At 62.5% G+C, this 24340-nt stretch carries 22 protein-coding genes; 12 read left to right on the top strand and 10 right to left on the bottom strand.

Translation table 11 applies throughout. The features are described 5' to 3' along the window. Window positions 1–2198, top strand: a 2198-nt coding sequence (locus WMW70_RS21990) for a DUF5801 repeats-in-toxin domain-containing protein (RefSeq protein ID WP_341439589.1), incomplete at its 5' end; no start/stop codon positions are given. Window positions 2199–2287: 89 nt separating this feature from the next. On the opposite strand, the gene WMW70_RS21985 is transcribed toward WMW70_RS21990, so the two are convergent. Beyond that, window positions 2288–3175, bottom strand: coding sequence for a DUF6685 family protein (locus WMW70_RS21985; RefSeq protein WP_341439588.1), 888 nt, complete (start codon window positions 3173–3175; stop codon window positions 2288–2290). Window positions 3176–3399: 224 nt separating this feature from the next. Here WMW70_RS21985 and WMW70_RS21980 point away from each other — a divergent pair, with 224 nt between their 5' ends. Together WMW70_RS21980 and WMW70_RS21975 are read left to right on the top strand one after the other, a co-directional pair. Next, the gene (locus WMW70_RS21980) at window positions 3400–3621 is read left to right on the top strand and encodes a DUF2835 domain-containing protein (RefSeq protein ID WP_341439587.1); all 222 of its coding nucleotides are present in this window, start codon (window positions 3400–3402) and stop codon (window positions 3619–3621) included. Window positions 3622–3701: 80 nt separating this feature from the next. Beyond that, a complete protein-coding gene (locus tag WMW70_RS21975; protein ID WP_341439586.1) occupies window positions 3702–4730 on the top strand; it encodes a quinone-dependent dihydroorotate dehydrogenase in 1029 nt (342 codons plus the stop codon). A gap of 162 nt (window positions 4731–4892) precedes the next feature. Here the strand turns inward: WMW70_RS21975 and rmf are convergent, their stop codons facing one another. Next, the gene (gene rmf, locus WMW70_RS21970) at window positions 4893–5108 is read right to left on the bottom strand and encodes a ribosome modulation factor (protein WP_233685155.1); all 216 of its coding nucleotides are present in this window, start codon (window positions 5106–5108) and stop codon (window positions 4893–4895) included. A gap of 427 nt (window positions 5109–5535) precedes the next feature. Between rmf and rlmKL the strand changes: the two genes are divergently transcribed. Next, window positions 5536–7809, top strand: a complete 2274-nt coding sequence (rlmKL, locus tag WMW70_RS21965) for a bifunctional 23S rRNA (guanine(2069)-N(7))-methyltransferase RlmK/23S rRNA (guanine(2445)-N(2))-methyltransferase RlmL (RefSeq protein WP_341439585.1) — start codon at window positions 5536–5538, stop codon at window positions 7807–7809. A gap of 71 nt (window positions 7810–7880) precedes the next feature. Here the strand turns inward: rlmKL and mnmC are convergent, their stop codons facing one another. After that, entirely contained in the window at window positions 7881–9860 is a 1980-nt protein-coding gene (gene mnmC, locus WMW70_RS21960; RefSeq protein WP_341439584.1) for a bifunctional tRNA (5-methylaminomethyl-2-thiouridine)(34)-methyltransferase MnmD/FAD-dependent 5-carboxymethylaminomethyl-2-thiouridine(34) oxidoreductase MnmC, read from the bottom strand. 108 nt (window positions 9861–9968) lie between these two features. Between mnmC and pap the strand changes: the two genes are divergently transcribed. Together pap and WMW70_RS21950 are read left to right on the top strand one after the other, a co-directional pair. Continuing rightward, on the top strand, window positions 9969–11456 hold the full coding sequence (gene pap / locus WMW70_RS21955) for a polyphosphate:AMP phosphotransferase (RefSeq protein WP_341439583.1): 1488 nt from the start codon (window positions 9969–9971) through the stop codon (window positions 11454–11456). 155 nt (window positions 11457–11611) lie between these two features. Continuing rightward, a complete protein-coding gene (locus tag WMW70_RS21950; protein WP_341439582.1) occupies window positions 11612–12796 on the top strand; it encodes a thiolase family protein in 1185 nt (394 codons plus the stop codon). 87 nt (window positions 12797–12883) lie between these two features. On the opposite strand, the gene WMW70_RS21945 is transcribed toward WMW70_RS21950, so the two are convergent. Next, entirely contained in the window at window positions 12884–13096 is a 213-nt protein-coding gene (locus tag WMW70_RS21945; protein ID WP_341439581.1) for a DUF6316 family protein, read from the bottom strand. 270 nt (window positions 13097–13366) lie between these two features. On the opposite strand from WMW70_RS21945, the gene WMW70_RS21940 reads away from it, so the two are divergent. Then, complete coding sequence (locus WMW70_RS21940) at window positions 13367–14329, top strand: DMT family transporter (RefSeq protein WP_341439580.1); 963 nt, start codon at window positions 13367–13369, stop codon at window positions 14327–14329. A gap of 68 nt (window positions 14330–14397) precedes the next feature. Here the strand turns inward: WMW70_RS21940 and WMW70_RS21935 are convergent, their stop codons facing one another. Beyond that, window positions 14398–15186, bottom strand: a complete 789-nt coding sequence (locus tag WMW70_RS21935; protein ID WP_341439579.1) for a hypothetical protein — start codon at window positions 15184–15186, stop codon at window positions 14398–14400. Between the two features lie 69 nt (window positions 15187–15255). Continuing rightward, window positions 15256–16227, bottom strand: coding sequence for an alpha/beta hydrolase (locus WMW70_RS21930; RefSeq protein WP_341439578.1), 972 nt, complete (start codon window positions 16225–16227; stop codon window positions 15256–15258). A 161-nt stretch (window positions 16228–16388) separates the two neighbouring features. On the opposite strand from WMW70_RS21930, the gene aroC reads away from it, so the two are divergent. The 5 genes from aroC to WMW70_RS21905 are packed head-to-tail and all read left to right on the top strand — an operon-like array spanning window position 16389 to window position 20090. Continuing rightward, window positions 16389–17480, top strand: a complete 1092-nt coding sequence (gene aroC / locus WMW70_RS21925) for a chorismate synthase (RefSeq protein ID WP_341439577.1) — start codon at window positions 16389–16391, stop codon at window positions 17478–17480. A gap of 58 nt (window positions 17481–17538) precedes the next feature. Beyond that, the gene (locus WMW70_RS21920) at window positions 17539–18690 is read left to right on the top strand and encodes an MFS transporter (RefSeq protein ID WP_341439591.1); all 1152 of its coding nucleotides are present in this window, start codon (window positions 17539–17541) and stop codon (window positions 18688–18690) included. A gap of 51 nt (window positions 18691–18741) precedes the next feature. Beyond that, on the top strand, window positions 18742–19290 hold the full coding sequence (locus WMW70_RS21915; RefSeq protein WP_341439576.1) for an acireductone dioxygenase: 549 nt from the start codon (window positions 18742–18744) through the stop codon (window positions 19288–19290). A 34-nt stretch (window positions 19291–19324) separates the two neighbouring features. Then, a complete protein-coding gene (locus WMW70_RS21910) occupies window positions 19325–19516 on the top strand; it encodes a PLDc N-terminal domain-containing protein (RefSeq protein ID WP_275961538.1) in 192 nt (63 codons plus the stop codon). A gap of 31 nt (window positions 19517–19547) precedes the next feature. Continuing rightward, a complete protein-coding gene (locus WMW70_RS21905) occupies window positions 19548–20090 on the top strand; it encodes a histidine phosphatase family protein (protein ID WP_341439575.1) in 543 nt (180 codons plus the stop codon). Here the strand turns inward: WMW70_RS21905 and WMW70_RS21900 are convergent. The 4 genes from WMW70_RS21900 to WMW70_RS21885 all read right to left on the bottom strand — a co-directional run bounded on the left by WMW70_RS21900 (window position 20087) and on the right by WMW70_RS21885 (window position 24253). Next, window positions 20087–20584, bottom strand: coding sequence for a methylated-DNA--[protein]-cysteine S-methyltransferase (locus tag WMW70_RS21900; protein WP_341439574.1), 498 nt, complete (start codon window positions 20582–20584; stop codon window positions 20087–20089). The genes WMW70_RS21905 and WMW70_RS21900 overlap by 4 nt on opposite strands. Window positions 20585–20588: 4 nt before the next feature. Then, window positions 20589–21473 carry a DNA-3-methyladenine glycosylase family protein gene (locus tag WMW70_RS21895; RefSeq protein WP_341439573.1) on the bottom strand — a complete coding sequence of 295 codons (885 nt, stop codon included), beginning with the start codon at window positions 21471–21473 and terminating at the stop codon, window positions 20589–20591. 191 nt (window positions 21474–21664) lie between these two features. Next, the gene (locus WMW70_RS22205; RefSeq protein ID WP_445942183.1) at window positions 21665–22207 is read right to left on the bottom strand and encodes a methyl-accepting chemotaxis protein; all 543 of its coding nucleotides are present in this window, start codon (window positions 22205–22207) and stop codon (window positions 21665–21667) included. 993 nt (window positions 22208–23200) lie between these two features. After that, a complete protein-coding gene (locus WMW70_RS21885; protein WP_445942182.1) occupies window positions 23201–24253 on the bottom strand; it encodes an AraC family transcriptional regulator in 1053 nt (350 codons plus the stop codon). Window positions 24254–24340: the final 87 nt, after the last annotated feature.

The following is a 24340-nucleotide window of genomic DNA, read 5'->3' as shown; positions in this document are numbered from 1 at the left end:
GCAACCAGAGCATCCTGCTCTACAACACCGCCAGCGGCGTGGAAGGCCGGGTGGGCGGCGAAGGCGGCGCAGTGGCCTTCAGCGTCACCGTGGTGGGCAGCCTGGTGACCCTGGATCAGGTGCTGGCGATCAAGCACCCAACCAACGACCCGAACGAGCCGATCAGCCCGGATGCGAACAGCCTGACCCTGACGGCGACCATCACCGACAAGGATGGCGACAGCGATGACGCCAGCCTGGACCTGAGCGGTTCGCTGGTGTTCCGCGATGACGGCCCAAGCATCAACGTGGCCTCGGAGTACAACGTCGGCCTGGAAGTGGATGAAACCAACCTGGCGCTGAACGACAGCGTCGACGTGGCGGGAGCCTTCAGTGGCAGCTACGGAGCCGATAACAGCGGCAGCACCACTTATGCGGTGAGCACCGTCGATGGCACCGACAGCGGCCTGGTGGACGTGGCCAGCAACCAGAGCATCCTGCTCTACAACACCGCCAGCGGCGTGGAAGGCCGGGTGGGCGGCGAAGGTGGCGCAGTGGCCTTCAGCGTCACCGTGGTGGGCAGCCTGGTGACCCTGGATCAGGTGCTGGCGATCAAGCACCCGACCACCGACCCGAACGAACCGATCAGCCCGGATGCGAACAGCCTGACCCTGACGGCGACCATCACCGACAAGGACGGCGACAGCGATGACGCCAGCCTGGACCTGAGCGGTTCGTTGGTGTTCCGCGATGATGGCCCGCACTTCCTGTCGGTCATGGATGCCGTGATCTCAAGCTCTTCGACCGTTGCCTTTAGTGGCCGCTATAACGCGAGCTTCGGTGCCGATGGTCTGGACTTCCTGTCAGTGGCTTTGGCAGAAACTGGCACCTATTCCGGTGAGTCGGTCAGTTTCGTTCAGAGCGATACGGCTGAGCCTGGCATCGCCAAGGTTGATGTGACAGCGGATGGCAGCAATGAGGTGCTGTTTAGCTTCTATTACACAACTACTACCAATGCGGTGTCTGACGGTGGGGATGGCAGTGTCGAGTTCCATGCCTTTAGCAGCCTGGCTGACCCTGCCGGCAATCCGTTCTTTGAACTGACTATCAATCCGGATGGCACTTATACCTTCGAGATGATTTCGAATGAGGTAATTTCCTCGACGACGGTGAGCGGGCAGGACTTTAGTGCGTTTGGCCCTACCGATGATGTGGCAACTGCGGACAACTCTCTGGTGATATCGGGTGGAGACCAGAATTCGAGCGAGCAGGTAAATGCATCGAATCTGGGCGTGGGTGTCGATACGCCGAAAATCAACAACGGCCAATGGCTGCAACTGCAATTCCAGAACAAGCAGAGTTTTGTCAGCTTTACTCTGCAGCAATGGACCGGTGGCGGGCCAACTTCCACGGCAATGGTCTTGGTGGCGTTGGATGGTGTGCTCTTCGACTTTAATACCGCTTTGGCTGGCCAGCAGAACCTCTCTGTGGTCAAGGGTAGCGAGCGGGTCACGGTTATTGTTGATGCGGACTTGGCCGGAACATGGGAGGCAGTTGATAACGGGTTTGTTATCTATACCGCCACCGAGTTCAATACGCTGAAAATTGAAAATATCAGTGGGTCGCTGGAGTTCAACATCAATAACATTACCTATGACCAGACCGTAACTATCGATGATCTGGCTCTTAACTTTAATCTTGCGGTCACGGATGGCGACGGTGATTTGTCGGCTCTGGATGATCAGCTGACTGTCACTATGCTCGATCCTGATGCGGTGATCTCTGCTGCCGCGGATGGCGTTGATGCTGAAAACGGCGTGGTGTTGGTGGGTAATGGTGGCCACGACACCCTCATTGGCGGGGATGCTGACGATATTCTGATCGGCGAGTTGAGTAACGATACGCTGACCGGTGGTGGCGGCGCGGATACCTTTGTCTTCTCCGAAACGGGTCTTGCGCATGCCGACGTGATTACCGACTACAACTTTGATGAGGGGGATAAAATCGATCTGGGTGCGCTGCTGGATGCCAACTTCGGTGTTGCCAGCAATGTAACCGATTTTGTGCAGATCACCGCTGTCGGCCCAGACGCCAAGCTGGAAGTGGATATTGATGGCCTAAATGGCGACTTTGTTGAAGTGGCGACACTGAATAATATCGGTGTCGGAGACAAAGTAATGCTACTGATTGGCGGCCAGGAACAAGAATATACCGTGTGATATAGGGTAGTTCTGAGCCCGCTCTCTTGAATGAGGGCGGGCTTTTTATGGCAAGTCTAGGCGCGGAAGTCTGTGGCGGATGTTTTTGATTATCCCCGGTGCTGCGTCAGCCGCTGCAAGTACTCCACCACATCTGGTGCGCCTGCCAGGCGCAAGCCTTCGCCCAGGGCGGTGGCTTCGGCAGAGTATTTGGGCAGCAGCAGGATTTCCGGGTCGCCTGGGCTGCGTAGCAGCGACAGGCGTGCATAGGGGAGGCCGCTATCGAGCAGTAGCCCCATAAAGGCCGGGTCGCTCCAGGCGGCTGCCGGCATGGCCAGGGCATGGTATTGCTGCTGTAACTTGCTCAGCCCGTGGGCACTCAAACGGTAGTGACACAGGTCTGCGGGCAGGCTGATTTCCAGTTCGCGGCGGCGGGCATAGGCGATTGCACAGGCAAAAGCCTGGGGGTGATGCTCGCCGGCCCAGAACACCCGTTCGCCATGCCAGCTGGCCTGTCGCAGGCTGATGGGGTCGCCGGCTAGAAAGCGCGGCAGAGCGAGGCTGATGGTTTTGACAAAGTCCTTGTAGCTGATGATGCGCACCTGGCGGCATGCCGGGCTGGCTGCATAGTCCTCGAAGCTGGCAAAGGCGGCTTGGTTGGCAGTGCACCCTGAAACGCCGTCGACAATACGCAGATCGAATGAGCTCAGCTGGCGCTCCTCGAGTTCGATGATGCGGATCAAGGCGGCGTGGGCCTGGGCCTTGTCTTCTTGCACGGGGCCGGAAAGCGCGCCACGTGGCAGATCGATCAAGCGATGCAGCTGTGGCCCGTCCTGCCAGCAGATGCTGTCACGGATCTCGGGCAGGGGGGCGAATGGCAGGCGCAACTGACCCGCGCGCTCAAGTATTTGGCGAGGCGCGCGACCAATAAGGCCCAGGCGTTGGGCCAGGGCACCAAGGCGTGAGCTGAGGGTAGGGGGCTGCTCAGACAAACTCATGGCCAGGTGGAAACTCCATAGTCAGCAATGCCAGTTTGGCAGAGGCAGACGGCCACTGCACAGGCTTTATCGACTGATTTGACAGGTTTTTATGGCCTGCCATCCCTGGCGGCCACCCTGCGGGCCGTCGCTGCGCGACGTTAAACATGGCTCCCGGCCATTTTTTCACGGGCTTGCGCTTTGCCTGTGGCAAGATTGCCGCATTCATTTGCGTAGGTGCCTCCATGCCCAGTCTGGTGCTGGATATTGCGCTGTCCGCCGAGCGCTTGCGTGCGGTCTATCAGGGCCATGCTAATCGCATAATACTGCGCAGTCGTGACGGTCGCCGGGTGAGCGTGCCGGCCCATCATTTTCGGCAGTTTCTGACTCACGAAGGGGTCTATGGTTCCTTCGAGCTTGAGTTTAGTGCGGCCGGCGAACTGCTGAGCCTGCGCCGTTTGAGCTGAAGCAGTCTTGCGCCTCGCCTATGAGGTGGCCAGGCGGCTATAATTGCGGCCTTTGTCACTTTATCGAGCTAAGCCTGCCCATGTATACCCTGGCCCGCGAGCTGCTGTTCAAACTGTCCCCGGAATCCTCCCATGAACTGTCCGTCGATCTGATCGGGGCCGGTGGCCGTCTGGGGCTCAATGGCTTGTTGACCAAGCGTCCGGCAGCACTGCCCGTGCAGGTAATGGGGCTGGACTTCGCCAACCCGGTCGGCCTGGCCGCCGGCTTGGACAAGAACGGCGATGCCATCGACGGTTTTGCCCAGCTTGGCTTCGGCTTTATCGAGATCGGCACCGTCACGCCGCGGCCGCAGCCGGGTAACCCCAAGCCGCGCCTGTTCCGCTTACCTGAGGCCGAAGCCATCATCAACCGCATGGGTTTCAACAACCATGGCGTAGATCACTTGCTGGCCCGGGTGCGGGCGGCCAAATACAAGGGCGTGCTGGGTATCAATATCGGCAAGAATTTCGATACCCCGGTCGAGCGCGCGGTGGACGATTATCTGCTGTGCCTGGACAAGGTCTATCAGCACGCCAGCTATGTCACGGTGAATGTCAGCTCGCCTAACACCCCTGGGCTGCGTAGCCTGCAGTTTGGTGATTCGCTCAAGCAATTGCTCGAAGCTCTGCGTCAGCGCCAGGAAGATCTGGCTGCGCAGTACGGTAAGCGCGTACCGCTGGCGATCAAGATTGCGCCGGACATGAGTGATGAAGAAACCGTGGAAGTTGCCAATGCGCTGGTTGAGGCGGGTATGGATGCGGTGATTGCCACTAACACCACGCTGGGCCGCGAAGGGGTACATGGCCTGGAATGTGCCGATGAGGCGGGCGGATTGTCCGGCGCGCCTGTGCGTGAGAAGAGTACGCACATCGTTCAGGTGCTGGCCGGCGAGTTGAAAGGCCGTTTACCGATCATCGCAGTGGGCGGTATTACTGAAGGCAAGCATGCGGCTGAGAAGATCGCCGCCGGTGCCAGCCTGGTACAGATTTATTCCGGGTTTATCTACAAGGGACCGGCTTTGATTCGCGAAGCGGTCGATGCAATTGCCGCGTTACCAGCCAAGGCCTGACATTAAAAATGGCAGAGAGCCATTTTTAACGTTGCGTAGCGAAGGCGTTTAAGGGTGGCCGCCATGGATGGCAGGCCATAAAAAAGGGCTCCCTGAGGGAGCCCCTGGGCTTGCGCCCGCCGCTCGGATGGAGCGTGCCTGGAAGTCGGTAGGATTCCTTGATCAGCCGACAGCGTGAAGTTCGTTGAGTCGATGGATGCCGGCAGTACCGGTCATGCCGTCCCAGTTATCACCACGTCCTTCGCGCCAGCCGTTCAACCAGGCTTGGCGTACGGATGGAAGGGTGAATGGACAAAGTTCGCGGGATTTACCATTGATCCCATATTGATAGCCGCGCAAAAAGGCTCTTTCTAACGGATCACGCTTAAGTCTTCTCATAGGGTGTAGCCCTCAATGTTGACTGTTATGTCCCTTAGACCTTGTAGCAAGGTCAGGCAGAGAAAGTTCTGCCTATGGAGTTCGCTGCCGGCGTCGCGAGCCTCCTTGCCATCACCCTTGCGGCGATGGCCTAGGTAGATTTCTAACCAATGCGCAGAGGCCTGTGAATGATCGTTTCGTCATAAGGGCGTAACATTTTTGCGGGCCAAGCCATAAGGCATTGCGGCCAGATGCCGCTTTTTCACCCCGAGGCCTGTGCTGTGGGCGTATGCGGGGGCAGTACTGGTGTTTTGCTATCGCGAATTAATTGCGATTGCGGCTGTTGTTTATTCCGACGAAGGGTCGCGCTGCGACGCTTTGTCACTTATTTTGGGTGTGCTGATTTCGCTGCACGCCGTTTATTGCCTTAGGCACACTGGAAGCTCCCATGTCGGATCGTTACGAACTCTTTCTCACCTGCCCCAAGGGCCTGGAAGGCTTGCTGCTTGAAGAGGCCAGCAGCCTCGGCCTTGAAGAGGCGCGTGAGCACACCTCGGCCATTCGAGGCATGGCCGACATGGAAACCGCCTATCGCCTGTGCCTGTGGTCGCGCCTGGCCAACCGCGTGCTTTTGGTGCTCAAGCGCTACAGCGTGCAGGACGCACAGAGCCTCTACGAAGGGGTGCTGGAGGTCGATTGGTTCGAGCACCTGGAGTCCAACGGCAGTCTGGCGGTGGAGTTCAGCGGCAACGGTTCGGGCATCGACAACACCCATTTCGGTGCCTTGAAGGTCAAGGACGCCATTGTCGACAAGCTGCGCCTGAAAGACGGCACGCGGCCATCGGTCGACAAACTCAATCCCGATCTGCGCGTGCATCTGCGTCTGGACCGAGGTGAGGCGATTCTTTCTCTTGATCTGTCTGGCCACAGCCTGCACCAGCGCGGTTATCGCCTGCAGCAGGGCGCTGCGCCGTTGAAGGAAAACCTGGCCGCTGCGGTATTGATCCGCGCCGGCTGGCCGCGCATCGCGGCCGAAGGCGGTGCGCTGGCCGACCCTATGTGCGGTGTCGGCACCTTCCTGGTCGAGGCGGCGATGATCGCCGCCGACATCGCACCGAATATGACCCGTGAGCAATGGGGCTTCAGCAAATGGCTGGGCCACGTGCCGGCTTTGTGGAAGAAAGTGCATGCCGAAGCCGAAGAGCGTGCAGCAGCAGGCATGGCCAAACCACCGCTGTGGATTCGCGGTTATGAAGCCGACCCACGGCTGATTCAGCCGGCGCGCAACAATATCGAGCGCGCGGGCATGAGCGATTGGATCAAGGTCTATCAGGGCGAGGTGGCGACCTTCGAGCCGCGTCCGGATCAGAACCAGAAAGGCCTGGTGATTTGCAATCCACCCTACGGCGAGCGCCTGGGTGATGAAGCCAGCCTGCTGTATCTCTACCAGAACCTCGGTGAGCGCCTGCGTCAGGCCTGCATGGGCTGGGAGGCGGCGGTCTTTACCGGCGCGCCGGATCTGGGCAAGCGCATGGGCATCCGCAGCCACAAGCAGTACGCCTTCTGGAATGGCGCGCTGCCGTGCAAGCTGTTGCTGATCAAGGTGCAGCCCGAACAGTTCGTCACCGGCGAGCGCCGTACCCCCGAGCAGCGCGAACGTGAACGCGAGCAGGCCGAAGCTGACAAATCCCCGCTGGAGCCGCTGGAGCGCCAGTACAACAAGAATGGCAATCCGATCAAACCGGCTCCTGCACCGGCTCCGGTGGTTGAGCAGGCGCGCCTGAGTGAAGGCGGGCAGATGTTTGCCAACCGTCTGCAGAAAAACCTCAAGCAGCTGGGCAAGTGGGCGCGCAAGGAGGGCGTGCAGTGCTATCGCCTGTACGACGCCGATATGCCGGAATATTCCATGGCGGTGGATCTGTATGGTGACTGGGTGCATGTGCAGGAATATGCCGCTCCCAAGTCCATTGACCCGGAGAAAGCCAAGGCGCGCATGTTTGACGCCATCGCCGCGATTCCGCAGGCGCTGGGCGTCGACAAGAGCAAGGTGGTGATCAAGCGCCGCGAACGCCAGAGTGGCACCAAGCAGTACCAGCGCCAGGCCACTCAGGGCCAGTTTATGGAAGTCAGCGAGGGCGGCGTAAAGCTGCTGGTCAACCTCACCGATTACCTGGATACCGGACTGTTCCTCGACCACCGACCGCTGCGCCTGCGCATTCAGAAAGAGGCTGCCGGCAAGCGTTTCCTCAATCTGTTCTGCTACACGGCCACGGCCACCGTGCATGCGGCCAAGGGCGGCGCGCGCAGTACCACCAGCGTCGACCTGTCGAAAACCTATCTGGACTGGGCGCGGCGCAACCTGTCGCTCAATGGTTACTCCGACAAGAACAAGCTGGAGCAGGGCGACGTGATGGCCTGGCTGGCCGAAGACCGTGGCGAATACGAGCTGATCTTTATCGATCCGCCGACCTTCTCCAACTCCAAGCGGATGGAAGGCATCTTCGACATCCAGCGCGATCATGTGCAGTTGCTCGACCTGGCCATGGCCCGTCTGACCAAGGACGGGGTGCTGTATTTCTCCAACAATTTCCGCAAATTTGAGCTCGATGAAAGCCTGGCCGCGCGTTATCAGGTTGAGGAAATCAGCGAATCGACCCTCGATCCGGACTTCGCGCGTAACCAGAAGATCCACCGCGCCTGGCGTTTTACCCTGCGCGGCTGATGCATGACGCCGGGCCAGCGTGCCGGCTGCAGGGCGGACATGGCGAAGCCTTGTCCGCCACCGATCCGAGCTCAGCTTTTGTTGCGGATCAGCGCGCGCAGTGCAAAGCGATTCGGATGGCAGGCCTGCGCTACATCGGCGGGCACTGGCAGCGGCTCGTTGTTCAGCCAGGCGGCGATCAGCTCGCCGGACAGCGGCGCGGTAATCAGCCCGCGTGAACCATGCCCGCTGTTGATATACAGGCCATCGAGCCAGGGGCAGGGTGTGTCCGGCACCTGGCGGGCATCCTTGCCTAGTACCGCATAAGCCTCGGCAAAGGCGGCTGAGTCGGCTAACGGGCCGACAATCGGCAGATAGTCCGGGCTGGTACAGCGAAACGCGGCGCGCCCCTGCAGTTGCTCTGGGTCGAGTGCCGGAGCATTCAGTGCGTCGGAAAGCTCAGGCGATATCTCTTCCAATAGCTGCAGGTTGCTCGCGTGATCGGCGCTGTTCAGCGTCAGATCGTTGCTGTTGAAATCGAAACTTGCCCCCAGGGTGTGTTCATCCTGGCGTACCGGGGCGACATAGCCTTCGGCGCAGACCACAGTGCTTAAGGCGCGGCTGGCTTCCGTGGCGGGCAGGCGGCTGATCTGTCCGCGTATGCGTTTCAGCGGCAGGTCTGCACTCTGACTAAAACTCTTGATCTCGGCGGCGCTGGCCAGCACTACTACCCCGGCGCTGGCCAGCAGCTGCTCGCCATTCCAGGCCTGCCAGCTATCACCGTCACGGCGCAGCTCCAAGGCTTCCTGATGCAGTTGCAACTGGATATTGGGGTGTTTGCTGAGCAGGGCGCAGAGCGCCGGCGGGTGCACCCAGCCTGCGTCGGGGTAGAACAAACCGCCGGCGGGTAGTGAGATGCCGGCCCTGGCTTCGGCGGCGCTTCTGTCCAGGTTCGTCAGCAGGTCAGCCGGAAAGGCCGCTGCAAGTTGCGCCTGACGCTGCGCTTCCTTGGCGTCGAAGGCCAGTTGCAGCACGCCGCAGTTATCCCAGTCCTGGCCTTTGTGCAGGCGCTCCAGCAGCCGGCGGCTATGGCCGAAGCCGCTTACGATCAGGCGTGACAGGGTGGTGTGATGAGCGGAGAGCTTGAGATAGAGCACGCCCTGCGGGTTGCCCGAGGCTTCCTGGGCGATGGCGGCATGCCGTTCCAGCAGGCAGACCTGCCAGCCGCGCTGGGCCAGGCTGGCGGCAGTGGCGCAGCCGGCCAGACCTGCGCCAATGACAATGGCGCTGCGCGGGCCGACAGGCTGCGGCGGGCGAGAAAACCAGGGCTTTTCGCTCGCCTCAGCTGTACCGATAAAACCGCCTTTAAGCACTTCCCATTTTTTCCCCAGCCCCGGCACGCGCTTCATCTTGAAGCCGGCATCGTTCAGCCGCCGGCGTACATAACCGGTGCTGGTGAAGGTGCCCAGGGTGGTGCTGGCGTGGGACAGCTTGGCCAGTTCGGCAAATAGCTCCGGCGTCCACATGTCCGGGTTTTTCGCCGGAGCGAAGCCGTCGAGAAACCAGGCGTCGACCTGGGCGTCCAGTTGGCCGAACAGCTCCAGTGCATCGCCGATCAGCAGGGTCAGAACGATCCGCCCGCCTGCAAACACCAGGCGCTGAAAACCTGGGTGCAGCGCCACGTATTGCGCCAGTAGCGGCTCGGCGTAGGGTGCAAGTTCCGGCCACAGCGCCAGGGCGCGTTGCAGGTCGGCGTTGCTCAGCGGGTATTTTTCCACGCTGACAAAATGCAGGCGCGCACCGGGAGCAGCCTGCTGCTCGAACAGTTGCCAGGCGCAGAGGAAATTCAGCCCGGTGCCGAAGCCGGTCTCGCCTATCACCAGTTGTTCGCCGGCAGCCAGGGCGGCGAAACGCCCCGGCAACTGGTTGTTGGCGAGAAACACATAGCGGGTTTCAGCCAGGCCGTCCTCGTTGGAGAAGTACAGGTCGTCGAATCGGGCGCAGAGGGGTTGGCCCTGTGCATCCCAGTTGAGGTGTGCCTGTTGGTGGGTGGTGTTGGACGTATCGGACATGCGGGCTACCCAGTGGCGCAGGCGCGCATTCTAGCCGATTGCCGGGTGAATCCGGACAAAGCGGGGGGCGATCCGCTAGGCTCAAGCCATCATGTCAGGGAGTTAGCTATGTTCGAGTCTGCCGAGATTGGTCACAGCATCGATAAGGAAACCTTCGAGGCCGAGGTGCCGGCGCTGCGCGAAGCCTTGTTGGAAGCGCAATACGAGTTGCAGCAACAGGGCCGTTTCGCCGTGATCATCCTGATCAATGGTGTCGAGGGGGCGGGCAAGGGCGAGACGGTCAAGCTACTCAACGAGTGGATGGATGCACGGCTGATCCAGGTCAGCACCTTTGATCAGCAAACCGATGAGGAGCTGGCCCGGCCACCGGCCTGGCGCTACTGGCGGCAGTTGCCGCCCAAGGGGCGGATCGGCATCTTCTTCGGTAACTGGTACAGCCAGATGCTCCAGGGGCGGGTGCACGGGCGGATCAAGAATGCCGTGCTGGATCAGGCCATCGACAGCACTCTGGGGCTGGAGCGCATGCTCTGCGATGAAGGTACGCTGATCTTCAAGTTCTGGTTCCACCTCTCCAAAACGCGTATGAAGGCGCGGCTCAAAACCCTGAAGGACGACCCGCTGCACAGCTGGCGGCTGAGTCCGCTGGACTGGCAGCAATCAAAGACCTACGACAAATACGTCAAGGTCGGCGAGCGCGTGCTGCGCCGCAGCAGCCGCGACTATGCGCCCTGGTATGTGGTGGAAGGGGTGGATGAGTATTACCGCAGCCTGACGGTCGGGCGCATTCTGCTCGATGGTCTGCAGGCCGCGCTCAAGGCCGAATCCAGACCACTGTCGCAACCCCATGCGGCACCGCTGACGTCAAGCCTGGATAACCGCGGCCTGCTCGATAGCCTGGATATGAGCCAGGCCCTGGCCAAGGATGATTACGAGGAACAGCTGGCTGTCGAGCAGGCACGTCTGTCCGGGCTGATGCGCGACAAGCGCATGCGCAAGCACTCCCTGGTGGCGGTATTCGAAGGCAACGATGCGGCCGGTAAGGGCGGGGCGATTCGCCGGGTGATCGGCGCGCTCGATCCGCGTCAGTACCGTATCGTGCCGGTGGCCGCACCCACCGAGGAGGAGCGTGCGCAACCCTACCTGTGGCGCTTCTGGCGGCATATTCCGGCGCGCGGCAAGTTCACTTTGTTCGACCGTTCCTGGTATGGCCGGGTGCTGGTGGAGCGGGTCGAGGGTTTTTGTAGTCCGGCCGACTGGCTGCGTGCCTACAGCGAGATCAACGATTTCGAGGAGCAACTGATTGACGCGGGCGTGGTACTGGTGAAGTTCTGGCTGTCGATCGATCAGGATACCCAGCTTGAGCGTTTCAAGGCTCGCGAGCAGATCCCCTTCAAGCGTTTCAAGATCACCGAAGAAGACTGGCGCAACCGCGACAAGTGGCCGCTGTACCGCGATGCGGTGGGCGATATGGTCGACCGGACCAGCACCGAGATCGCGCCCTGGACCCTGGTGGAAGCCAACGACAAGCGCTTTGCCCGGATCAAGGTCTTACGTACCGTCAACCAGGCACTGGAGGCAGCGTTCGAAAGGGATTAACGGCTGAGCCTTGCTGGGGGCAGGCACCACGGGGCTGCGCCTGAAACCATGGTTAACGATGTTTGCGCATACGTCTGCTGAATGATCGTCGCCGGCTTGGATTGTTCGGTTTTATTCTCACCCTAATTCAAACCCCAACAACAATGAGGTGCGGCATGCGTGAAGTGGTGATAGTGGACAGCGTGCGGACTGGTCTGGCCAAGTCCTTCCGTGGCAAGTTCAACCAGACACGTCCGGACGACATGGCGGCCCATTGCGTCAATGCGCTGCTGGCTCGCACGGGTATCGACCCGGCGCTGGTGGACGACTGCATCGTCGGTGCCGGCTCCAACGAAGGGGCCCAGGGCATGAATATCGGCCGCAACGTGGCAGTGCTGTCCGGTCTGGGCACCAACGTGGCGGGCATGACCCTCAATCGCTTCTGCTCCTCGGGCCTGCAGGCCATTGCCATCGCCGCCAACCAGGTGGCCTCGGGCTGCAGCGACATCATTGTCGCCGGTGGGGTCGAGTCGATCACCATGACCCTGAAAAGCATGAACACCGACAACCTGTTCAACCCCATCCTGCAAAAGGATGTGCCGGGTATCTACTACCCCATGGGGCAGACCGCCGAGATCGTCGCCCGGCGCTATAACGTCAGTCGCGAAGCCCAGGATGCCTATGCCCTGCAGAGTCAGCAGCGCACCGCGCGGGCCCAGGCCGAGGGCCTGTTCGACGACGAAATCGTGCCGATGAGTGTCAAATACCTGGTCGAGGACAAGGCCACCGGCGAGAAGAAGATCGTCGAGGGCGTGGTCGATCGCGATGACTGCAACCGTGCCGACACCACCCTCGAAAGCCTGGCCGCGCTCAAGCCGGTATTCGCCGACGACGGTTCGGTCACCGCCGGCAACGCCTCGCAGCTGTCCGATGGTGCGTCCATGACCCTGGTCATGACCCTGGAAAAAGCCATCGAACTGGGCCTCAAGCCGATAGCCTTCTTCCGCGGCTTTACCGTCGCCGGTTGCGAGCCGGACGAGATGGGTATCGGTCCGGTGTTCTCGGTGCCCAAGCTGCTCAAGGCTCGCGGTTTGAGCGTGGCCGATATCGACTTGTGGGAGCTCAACGAAGCCTTCGCCTCGCAGTGCCTGTATGCCCGCGACCGCCTGGACATCGACAACGCCAAGTACAACGTCAACGGTGGCTCGATTTCCATCGGCCACCCGTTCGGCATGACTGGCTCGCGCCAGGTCGGCCATCTGGTGCGTGAGCTGCAGCGGCGCAATCTGCGCTATGGCATCGTCACCATGTGCGTGGGCGGCGGTATGGGCGCAACCGGTCTGTTCGAAGCGGTGCGCTGAAGACGCGGGCAATGGCCCGATCTTTTGCTTGAACGAACGCAAACCCCGGCGCAGTCGAACTGCCCGGGGTTTGCTCGTTATGACGGACTAGAAACGATTGGATCGTGCGTAGAGTGCGTTGGAGACCTGCATGCGCTGGATATAGGCGTCTATTCCGTGTAGCGCATCGATGCGGGTGAAGTAGGGGCCTTCAAGGGTGCCTTCCCGGGTGGAAAAGAAGTATTGGCCATTGACCGAGCTGACCCGCTCGCTGCGGTAATGGGTGCCGGGGCTGGGATCCACATTGCGCTGACCAAACATGCTTACTCCTCCCACGTTAGTAGTCATTGACTTCAGTCTAATCGGCACCCGGTCTGATACGTGTTTTGGCGACCAATGGTCGCATATTGTTGGTTTTTCTCAGGTTTTCTTGAGTATTGACGCCATTTTCGTGGCGATTGCCGATGGCCATCAGCACAGTTCTGCTGTCTGACGGCCTGCAACTGTGACTGTAGTGCCATCTGGCCAGGCCCTAGAATGCGTCTTTGCGCCACCCGCGTAGCGGTTCTCGGGCGCGTACTCGAGGCTGTCATGCATATATCTTCCGGTCGCTGGCTCTACGGCATGTTTCTCGCGCTGGTCACCGCGGTGTTGTGGGGCGTGCTGCCGATCAAGCTCAAAGAGGTGCTGCAGGTGATGGATCCGGTCACCGTGACCTGGTATCGCCTGCTGGTTTCAGGCTCGATTCTGCTCGCTTACCTGGCCGCCAGCCGGCGCTTGCCGACCTTGCGTCTGCTGGGGAACAAGGGCCGCTGGTTGCTGGTTCTGGCGATTGCCGGGCTGAGTGCCAACTATGTGCTCTACCTGATTGGCTTGAACCTGCTGAGTCCGGGCACTACGCAGCTGGTGATCCAGGTCGCGCCGATTCTGCTGCTGATCAGCAGCCTGTTCGTCTTCCGTGAGCGTTTCAGCCTGGGGCAGGGCATGGGCCTGGCGGTGTTGCTGCTGGGGTTCGGCTTGTTTTTCAATCAGCGCCTGGGTGAGTTGCTGACTTCCCTGAGCGACTACACCGCCGGGGTGCTGATCGTGCTGCTGGCGGCACTCGTCTGGACGTTTTATGGCCTGGCGCAGAAGCAGCTGCTTACCGCCTGGAACTCGCTGCAGGTGATGATGGTGATCTACCTGGCCTGTGCCCTGTTGCTTACGCCCTGGGCGCAGCCGGCACAGGTGTTCGAGCTGAGTTCGCTGCAGGCCTGGCTGTTGTTCGCCTGCTGCCTGAACACCCTGGTGGCCTATGGCGCGTTTGCCGAAGCCCTGGCGCACTGGGAGGCGTCGCGGGTCAGCGCCACCCTGGCCATTACCCCGCTGGTGACCTTCGCCTCGGTGGCATTGGCGGCAAGCTGGTGGCCGGACCATGTGCAGCCCGAGCAGATCAACTGGATCGCCTATGGCGGTGCCGTGCTGGTGGTGCTGGGCTCGGCGCTGACCGCCCTGGGTCCCTCGCTGATGGCAAGCCTGCGCAACCGCCGCGCTCGCCTGGCCGCCCAGCTGTAGCCTCGGAGCCTGTCGGACTTAACGCTGTTTTACTGCGGAAAAGCCCGACAGGCTCCTAGCAGGTTGGCTCAGCGGGTGGCGATCCAGATCAGCAAGCCGGCCTGAAACAGGCAGAAGGCGATCAGGCAGGTGATGGTAAAGCGCAGGCTGCCATCTTCGCGGCGCAAGCGGTCGATGCGCTCATTGAGTTGACGGAGTTTGATGTCCTGCTCGCGCAGGCTCTGGTCGGCCTGTTGCAGCATGCCAGCGGCGTCGAGCAGTTCGACGATCTGCACCTTGTCGGCATTCCAGTCGCTGTGCAGCGTGCTGACCCGGGGTGCGCCATAGCGCGCCTTGAGCTGCAGCGGGTCGAGGTATTCGATGATAAAACCCTGGGCCTGCAGGCAGTGGTCGCGGCGCGCCCGGGCTTCTTCACTAAAGGCGTCCCGGCTCGGCAGATCGCCACCCTGCACCTGGTAATGGCTGTAATGCCGACGCGCCCAGGCAATGCCCTGGGCCAGGATAAAGCGGCCCAGGCCGCGGTTTTCCGGCTCCAGCTGCAGGCCGTTGTCCGGGGCGAAGCGCAACAGCTTCTGGCTGTGGTCGGCCCAGACCTCCAGCACATTCTGTTCCTTGCGCAGGTGCTGCCCGGGCAGCTGCAGGGTCAGGCGCAGCAGACTCTGTCGCGGGCTCTGGCGTTCGAGGCGGCCCATCTGGATAAAACGCAGGGGCCGCGGACCGGTATGGCGGTCGATGGGCAAGGGTGCCAGCCTTAACAGGCTGAACTGTTCCGGGCCGAGCTCGGCCCAGGGATGGGCTTTTTCCGCCTCTGGCGGGGCGGCCTCTTTAGAGGTGGGCTGCGTTTGCTGGTCAGTCATACACGCGGATCCTGTGCGCTATGCCGGTGCTTGCCGCACCTGTCATCCGGCTTATCGGCTGACCTGCGGTTATCTGGAGTCTGCGGCTGAGGTGCTGCGCTGGATAAAATCGGCAATTTCTGCACCGAGCACGCCTGCCAAGGGTAGCCGAGGGTTGTTGTAACTGGCCAGTTGCGCCGGCATGGCCAGCGGTACGATACGCAGAACATGGTTCATGCCGGGCACTATCAGCAGCTCGGCGTCCGGCTTGGCGGCGTGCAGGGCCTGGGCATCGGCGACGCTGACCTGGATGTCATGGCTGCCCTGGACAATCAGTGCGGGTATTTTCAGCCTGGCGAAGGCCTCGGCGGGATGCTGTTTGAACAGCGAAATCAGATAGGGCTGGACGCTGGGTCTGAACAGTACCCGCAGGGCGTCGGGCACCTGTGTGCTGGTCTGCCCGGCCAGCAGGCTGTCGAGCAGCCGGTTGCTCTGCGCCAGCAGGGGCGGCGGCAGGCGATAGGACAGTTGCTCGCGCAGCACCTGGTCGATCGGGCGGGCGCTGCCGGCCAATGTCACCAGGGCGTCGGCCCCGGCCTGTGGCGCGGCCAGGCTGGCGATCAATGCGCCTTCGCTGTGGCCGATCAGGATCAGCCGGTCGAAGGCCTTGTCACGCTTGAGCAGCCGGCCCCAGGCCACCGCGTCGGCGACATAGGCGTCTACGCTGAGGTCGCGTTCGTTGGGCGTCGCCGCACGGCTGGCGGCCACGCCGCGTTTGTCGTAGCGCAGGCTGGCAATGCCGTGTCGGGCCAGGTTCTGGGCCAGCTTCTTGAGGCTGTCGTTATGGCCGTCGGCGGGGTTGTTGCCATCCCGGTCGGTCGGCCCGGAGCCGGCGATCAGCAGGGCCACGGCCAGCGGCTCGTCACTGCGCGGCTGGAGCAGGGTGCCATGCAGCGTGCCCTGGGCGGTTTCCAGGCTGAGTGGGCGTTGCTCCAGGGTGTTGGGGGCGGCCTGGGCCAGGCCGGCAAGCAGGGGGAGGGTCACTAGAAGGGCTCGAAACATGGCGGGACACTGCAAGGGCGGGAGCATTTCGACGTTTTTCCAAGGCTAAGGTTCGAGGATGAACTCAATGGACGCCAAAGGGTATACTCGCCGCCTTATTTAACGAGGCCGGGCGCGGGTATGCGCCCGGCCTGTGGTCGATTCTTGCGGAGCCTTTGCACATGTCCGGCAATACCTACGGCAAGCTGTTCACTGTCACCAGCGCGGGCGAAAGCCATGGGCCGGCGTTGGTCGCCATCGTTGACGGCTGCCCGCCGGGGCTGGAGCTTTCCCTGGAGGACATGCAGCGCGACCTCGACCGGCGCAAGCCGGGCACCAGCCGCCACACCACCCAACGTCAGGAAGACGATGTGGTGGAAATCCTCGCCGGGGTATTCGAAGGCAAGACCACCGGTTGCTCGATCGGCCTGCTGATCCGCAATACCGACCAGAAGTCCAAGGACTACTCGGCGATCAAGGATTCCTTCCGCCCGGCCCACGCCGATTACAGCTATCACCACAAGTACGGCATTCGCGACTACCGCGGTGGTGGCCGCAGCTCGGCGCGCGAGACCGCCATGCGCGTGGCCGCCGGTGCCATCGCCAAGAAGTACCTGGCCACCCAGGGCATTGTGATTCGCGGCTATATGAGCCAGCTCGGCCCCATCGAGATTCCGTTCAAGAGCTGGGAGTCGGTGGAGCAGAACGCCTTCTTCAGCCCCGACCCGGACAAGGTGCCCGAGCTTGAAGCCTATATGGACCAGCTGCGCCGCGATCAGGATTCGGTGGGGGCGAAGATCACCGTGGTCGCCGAAGGGGTGATGCCGGGCCTGGGCGAGCCGATCTTCGACCGTCTGGACGCCGAGCTGGCCCATGCGCTGATGAGCATCAACGCGGTCAAGGGCGTGGAAATCGGCGCAGGTTTCGCCAGCGTGGCCCAGCGCGGTACCGAACACCGTGACGAGATGACCCCCGCGGGTTTCCTCTCCAACAACGCCGGCGGCATCCTCGGCGGCATCTCCAGTGGCCAACCGATCGTTGCCCATCTGGCGCTCAAGCCCACTTCCAGCATCACCACGCCGGGGCGTTCCATCGATGTCGACGGTAACCCGGTGGATATCATCACCAAGGGGCGTCACGACCCCTGTGTGGGCATCCGTGCCACGCCGATCGCCGAGGCGATGATGGCCATCGTGCTGATGGACCACCTGCTGCGCCACCGCGCGCAGAATGCCGATGTGCGGGTCAGCACGCCGGTACTGCCACAGCTGTGATAAGCATTGCTGCGCGGCCAGCCGCGTCCCGCAGCAGGGTTCCGGGTTTATGCACAGCATGAGCCCGGCACTGCCTTACTGGCGGCTGTCCGGTTTCTACTTCTTCTATTTCTCCCTGCTCGGTGCCACCGCGCCGTTTCTGGCGCTGTATTTCGACCACCTGGGGTTTTCCGCCGCGCGGATCGGCGAGCTGATCGCCATTCCCATGCTGATGCGCTGCATCGCGCCGAATCTGTGGGGCTGGCTGGGGGATTACAGTGGTCGCCGCCTGGCCATCGTGCGCTTCGGCGCGATCTGCACGCTGCTGTGCTTTGCCGGCATCTTTATCAGCCAGAGCTATGCCTGGCTGGCGCTGATCATGGCGTTGCACGCGTTCTTCTGGCACGCGGTGCTGCCGCAGTTCGAGGTGATCACCTTTGCCCATCTCAAGGAACAGGCCACGCGCTACAGCCAGATCCGCCTGTGGGGCAGCATCGGCTTTATCTTCGCGGTGGTGGGCCTGGGCAAGCTGTTCGAGCTGCTCAGCCTGGACGCCTATCCCTGGGCGCTGATCCTGATCATGGGCGGCATCGTGCTGAGCAGCTGGTGGGTGCCCAACGCCCAGCCGCAGATGCGTCCCAATACCCAGGACCAGGGCGGCTTTATCCGCCAGTTGCGCCGCCCGGGGATTCTCGCCTTCTACTTAAGCGTCGGCCTGATGCAGCTGAGCAACGGCCCCTATTACACCTTTCTGACCCTGCATCTTGAGAGCCTCGGCTACTCGCGTGGGTTGATCGGCCAGCTCTGGGCCCTCGGGGTGCTGGCCGAGATCGTGCTGTTTATGGTCATGGCCAAGCTACTCGCCCGCTACTCGCTGCGCAGCGTGCTGCTGGCCAGTTTTCTGATCACCGCCGTGCGCTGGCTGCTGCTGGGCAATCTGGCCGACCACCTGCCGGTGTTGCTGTTCGCCCAGCTGATGCACGCGGCGACCTTCGGCAGTTTCCATGCGGCGGCCATCCACTTCGTTCAGCGCAGCTTCGCCGACCGCCAGCAAGGCCAGGGCCAAGCCCTGTATGCCACCCTGGCCGGGGTGGGCGGTGCCCTGGGCGCACTGTATTCCGGCTACAGTTGGAATACCCTGGGGCCGGCCTGGACCTTCGCCATCGCCAGCCTGATTGTCCTGGCGGCGGCCTTGATCACTGTCATCTATATGCGCGAAGAACAGCCCTGAACGCCTTGCCGCGCCCATTGCAGCCCTTATCGAGAGTGCGAGAACCCGACCATGAGCAGCCTGACCGTCTATCACCAGTCCTCACCCGAAGCGCCGAACAAGCTGCTGACCCACGCCGAAGACATCGCCAGTACCCTGGCCGCGGTCGGCGTGCAGTTCACCCAGCTGCCGGTATCGGTGTCTGTGCAGGCCGGCAGCGCGGTCGAAGAGGTGATCGCGGCCTGTCGCGTCCAGCTCGACCAGCTGATGAGCGAGCATGGCTTCGCCAGTTTCGATGTGCTCAGCCAGCGTACCGAACCCCGTTATCAGCACGGCCCGCGTACCAGCCTGCCCACGGCGCAACGCTATGACGTGGCGCAGCTGCATTACTGCCTGGCGGGGCGGGGCCTGCTTTGCCTGCATATCGACGACTATGTCTATGCTCTGCTGTGCGAGAAGAACGACCTGGTGCGACTGCCGGCCGCCACCCTGTATTGGTTCGACACCGGCGAGCAACCGCGGGTTACTCTGTTGCGTCTATTCGACAGCGCTCAGTTGCCAGTCGCCGAACCTGCCGATGATGCAATGGTCGCAAGCATTGCCGGGCTGGATGACTGCTAACTGATCCGCGCACCCCACACTCAGGAGAGTCAACATGGGTTCCACTTTTAACGGTTTACTGGGCTTGGTCATTCTGGCTCTGGATATCTGGGCGATTCTCAGCGTCATCAAAAGCAACGCCGAAACAGGTATCAAGGTGTTGTGGATATTGCTGATCGTATTGCTGCCGGTGATCGGCCTGATCATTTGGGCGTTGATGGGGCCCCGTGGCACGGTCAAGTTTTAACCATGTGACGTGGCGGGCCGGCGCTTGGCTTTTGGCGCTGTGCCTGCTGAGCGGCGCGGTCCAGGCCAGCGATGAGCACGCCTGGACGGCGCTGCGTGAAGGCCGCGCCGTTCTGCTGTTGCGCCATGCCACCGCGCCTGGCACGGGGGATCCGGCGAATTTCCAGCTGGGTGACTGCCGCACTCAGCGCAATCTCAATCAGCTCGGCCGTGAGCAGGCGCAGCGCTGGGGTCAGCTGTTGCGCAGCCAGCGTATCGAGCGCCCGCGAATACTCAGCAGTCGTTGGTGCCGGGCTCTGGATACCGCACAGGAGATGGGCCTGGCTGCCGTCGAACCCTTGCCGGCGCTGGACTCCTTTTTCGTGACACAGGCGCGGGCCGGCGAGCAGACCCGGCAACTGCTTGAGGCGGTCAACCGCCTGGCTCGCGGCGCGCCGTTGGTACTGGTGTCGCACCAGGTCAATATCACCGCCCTGAGCCGGATTTATCCCGCCTCGGGCGAAGGCCTGATCCTCGCTCTACCGCTCAGTGCACCGGCCCGGGTGTTGGCTCGAATTCCTCCCCCTGATATTTAGAACCCCAGCAGCTTCTGCTCCGGTAGTTGCGCACCTTCCAGTTTGAGCAACAGGGCCTTGCGCGGCAGGCCGCCGGCATAGCCGGTGAGGCTGCCATCGCGGCCGATTACCCGGTGGCAGGGGATGATGATGGCGATTGGGTTGGCCCCATTGGCTGCGCCGACCGCGCGCACCGCCTTGGGCCGCTCGATCTCGGCGGCCAGGGCGCTGTAGCAGCGGGTCTGGCCAAATGGAATCTGCAGCAGTGCCTGCCATACGGCCTGCTGAAACGCCGTGCCCTGAGGCGCTAAGGGCAGCTCGAAGCGTTGTCGGCGTCCGGCGAAATACTCGTCCAGCTGCCTGCACACCTGATCCAGCTCAGCGCCGGCGCTGCGCCACTGCTCGGCGATTGGCCAGGGCTTGTCGTCGATATCCATCAACACGTGCTGCAGGCCGCTGGCATCGCCGCTTAGCAGCAGACGGCCGATAGGGCTGTCGTGGTAGCGGTAGAGCATCGGTTTAGCCCTCCGAGTAGTTGTGCCACAGGTGCGCCGCCGCATAAGCGCGCCAGGGTCGCCAGGCTTCGGCACGGGCCTTGAGCTGTTTGGCCTCGATACCGACCGGCCCCCAGAGCGGTGCCTTGAGCAGGCCCAGGTCGCTGGCGGGAAAGGCGTCGGCCTCGCCGAAGGCGCGCAGGGCGATATATTCCGCGGTCCAGGGGCCGATGCCGGGCAGGGCGCAGAGACGTTCGATCAAAGCGGCGCAACCGTCGCGCAGATCCAGCTGCAGTGCGCCGCTGGCCACCTCGGCGGCAAAGTGCTGCAGGGTCTGCACCCGTTTACCGGGCATGCCGATATTCTCCAGATTGGCTTCGGCGATGGCCGCCGCGCTGGGGAACAGCCGTTGAATCTCTGCCGCATCGGCAAACTGCAGTGGCTCGCCCAGGCGTGTGACCAGACGGCCGGTGATGGTTACCGCGGCCTTGACCGTGACCTGCTGGCCGACGATGGCACGCACCGCCTGCTCGAACGGCTCGAAGGCGGTGGGCAGGCGCAGGCCGGGGTTGCGGGCGACCAACGCACCGAGTTGCGGGGCGGTGGCAAGGTGAGCGGCTATCTGCTGTGGCTGGCAGTCGAGGTCGAACATCTTGCGCACCCGGGCAATCAGCACAGGCAGGCAGGGGCGCAGCGATTTGCTGTAGTGCAGCTGCAGCGCGTGCTGATCATCCAGCACTTGCACGCGGAACCAGCCGCGCTGGCCATCGAGCAGCACGCTGCGTGCGTAGCTGCGCGGCTGCAGGCTTTCGACCCCGGCCAGCGCGCGCAGGGCGAAATGACCGTGGAACTGCTGCCACTGCCAGGGCGGCTGGTAGTCGAGCAGTAGGGGGGCAGGGGACAGGTTCATGGCTGGACGATAAACGCCGCCGGGGTGCTTGTCAGCGCCGAACTGACTTTCAAACAAATCCCTTCCAATCCTTAAGGCTTCCACAGCCCGCTGGCACCTTGGGGGTGCTGTGCGCATCAGGCGCTAGCGCGCATGGGCGGTGCGCCTGGCCTATCCGACTTCTTGCTGAAGCAGGCGGGCTGGCGCGGCACTCAGTGCTGCTCGGCCATCCGCTGATGCAGCTGGTGGGACAGCTGTTCGAGCTGTTCGCCAAGCAGCACCAGCGATTCCTGCGAGCTGAGCAGCTCGGCGCTGGCGACCCGTTGACGCTGGCTGGCCTCGCGCTGTGCGGCGCTGTTGTCACGTACCTGGGCCAGCTGCCGGTGGGCGCGGTCGAGGCTCTGGCTGTGGTGCAGGATGGCATCGGATAGGTTGTCGGTCAGCCCGGCATTGCTGGACAGGGCGGTGCCGACTTCACTGACCTGGTCCGCGCCGGTGTCGACTATCTGTTGCGACTGGCCCAATACGTTTTGCACGGTTTCGGCGGTGGCGTTGCTGCGCTGGGAAAGGTTGCGCACCTCGTCGGCGACCACCGCGAAGCCACGCCCGTGTTCGCCGGCGCGGGCCGCCTCGATGGCCGCGTTGAGTGCCAGCAGGTTGGTCTGCTGGGCAATAGCGCTGATCATCTGCATGGATTCGGCGATGCGCTGGTTGCTCTGCTGGATGGCCTGCATGCTGCTCTGGGCCTCCTGCATGCGCTGGGCGCAGACATTGACCTGGCTGCTGCTGTGCTGGGTGTCCTGGCTCAGGCGCTGCATTTGCCCAGTGCTTTCGGCCAGGTTTGCCAGCACCTCATGCAAAGCCAGATCCAGTTGTTGCATGGCGTCAGCCTGTTGCTGCACATCGGTGTCGATGCTCTGGCAGCGCAGGCGGATACCGCCCAGGGTTTGCTGCAGTTGCCTGGCCATCTGCAGCAGGTCGCCGGCACTGCCGCGCACTTCGTCGACCATTGCCGCCAGTTGCTGCTGATTGCGTGCGGCGCTGTCGCCGAAGGTGCGGGATTCGTTCAGGGCCTGCTCGGCATCGGTCAGGGCCTGGTTGCGCAGTTTGGCGCTGTACCACTGGGCCAGCCAGACGGTGAGTACCGGCAGGATGTAACCGGAGTAGGTGTTGACCGCGGCATCCCTGGGGCTCAGTTCGAAAACCGGCAGCGCCGCGCCACTGCGTTCCAGGTGAATCAGCCAGAACACGAAGATCGCCTGCACCAGGCTCCAGAACATGGCGCTGCGATTACCGGCCAGCAGGTAGGCGAAAACGATGATCACCACCGGCCAGTAGATATGCGCCGAGTGCAGACCGCCCAGCTGGTCGATCAGGATCATCGAGTAGCTGGCCATACAGGCCAGGGCCAGATTGGCCGCCAGTGCCAGGGGGAACAGGGCGCTGCGCAGGAGCAGCAGCATCAGCGGCATGCCCAATACCAGCAGCAGCGAGCCATACATCAGCGGCTCGTTACCCAGGCGGCCCCACTTGATGCAGCTGTACAGGCCGATGACCACACTGCACAGGCCGCTGAAGGCCAGGGTACGGGCCAGCAGCAGGCTGGCCTGGTCGTTGAGATCATGTGGCAGGAACTGCCCGAGGAAACCCTGGCGCATGAATACTCCGAATGGGTGAGTTGCCCAGATTATCGGCGCATATGGCTGCTTGCTTTAGTGTGGAAAGCGCCAAAGTCGCGGCGTAAATGATCAATGCCTACCGGGCCCTCTGCTCCCGGTGGAGCCGAGGCTGCGACGGTACTGGCCCGGGGGCAGTCCTTTCCAGCGCCGAAAGGCATGCACGAAGTTCGACACTTCGCTGTAACCGAGGCGTTCGGCGATTTCCTCCTGGTTCAGGCCGCCAGTGGCCAGCAGCTCTTCGGCCAGGGCCTGGCGAACTTCTTCCTGCAGCTGGCGAAAGCTGCTGCCCTGTTGTTCCAGGCGGCGGCGCAGGGTGCGGCTGCTGAGCTGCAGCTCGCTGGCGACCTGTTCCATATCGGCCAGGCGGCCCGGGGTGCTGAGTAGGCGATCGCGTACCTGGCCGGCCAGCCCGCTACGGACCTGACGTTTGGCCAGCAGGGCCTGGCATTGCTGTTCGCACAGTCTGGTCATCGGGGCGTTGGCGTGGGGCAGCGGCGCATCAAGCCAATGCCGGGCAAAGCTGATGCGGTTTTCCGGGCTGGAAAATTCTGGCTGCAGGCCAAACTGTTGGCTAAAGGCCGCCAGCTGGCGCGGCGCACTCATGCGTAATTGCACGCGGCTCAGGGGCAGGGCGGTGCCAGTCAGCTCGCGCTGGATCACCATCACCGCCACCGCATCGCGCAGCACCAGAAAGCCGCGCAGGTCCGGCGGCAGGTGCGCGTCATCGAAGTGCAGGTGGGCATGGTCGTGATCTTCGCTCAGGCGGATATGGCTAAAGGCGTAGGTCAGGTCGAGGTAACGCAGCCCCAGTTCGGCGGCCTGGCGAAAGTCCTGGCTGCTGAGCAGGGCGTAACCCCAGATGCCATAGGTGATCAGCCGGTAGCGCAGGCCGGCCTGCAGGCCCAGATCCGGCACGCCGGGCAAGGCCGCTACCAGGTTGGCGATCAGCTGCAGTTCCTGCTGCGGGGCGATTTCGCCCTGCGGGTCGGCCAGTTGCAACGGCGTCAGGCCGCAGTCGCGCAGGCAGGTTTCCAGACTCAGGCCAAGTTCCAGGCCCAGCTGGGTGAGCAGTTGCGCGCTGGTGATGCTGCGTCTGGAGACGCTAGGGGCGGGGCGGGGCATGCGTCTGGCCGAAAGTCACAAAGAAGTGGCCGACTATGCCACAGCTCCGGGCCGCCATGCGAAGTCCGGTCAGGCGGCTGTCTGCTT

Source organism: Pseudomonas sp. XK-1, assembly GCF_038069885.1.
GTDB lineage: Bacteria > Pseudomonadota > Gammaproteobacteria > Pseudomonadales > Pseudomonadaceae > Aquipseudomonas.
This window is presented reverse-complemented; position numbering and strand designations above follow the sequence as displayed.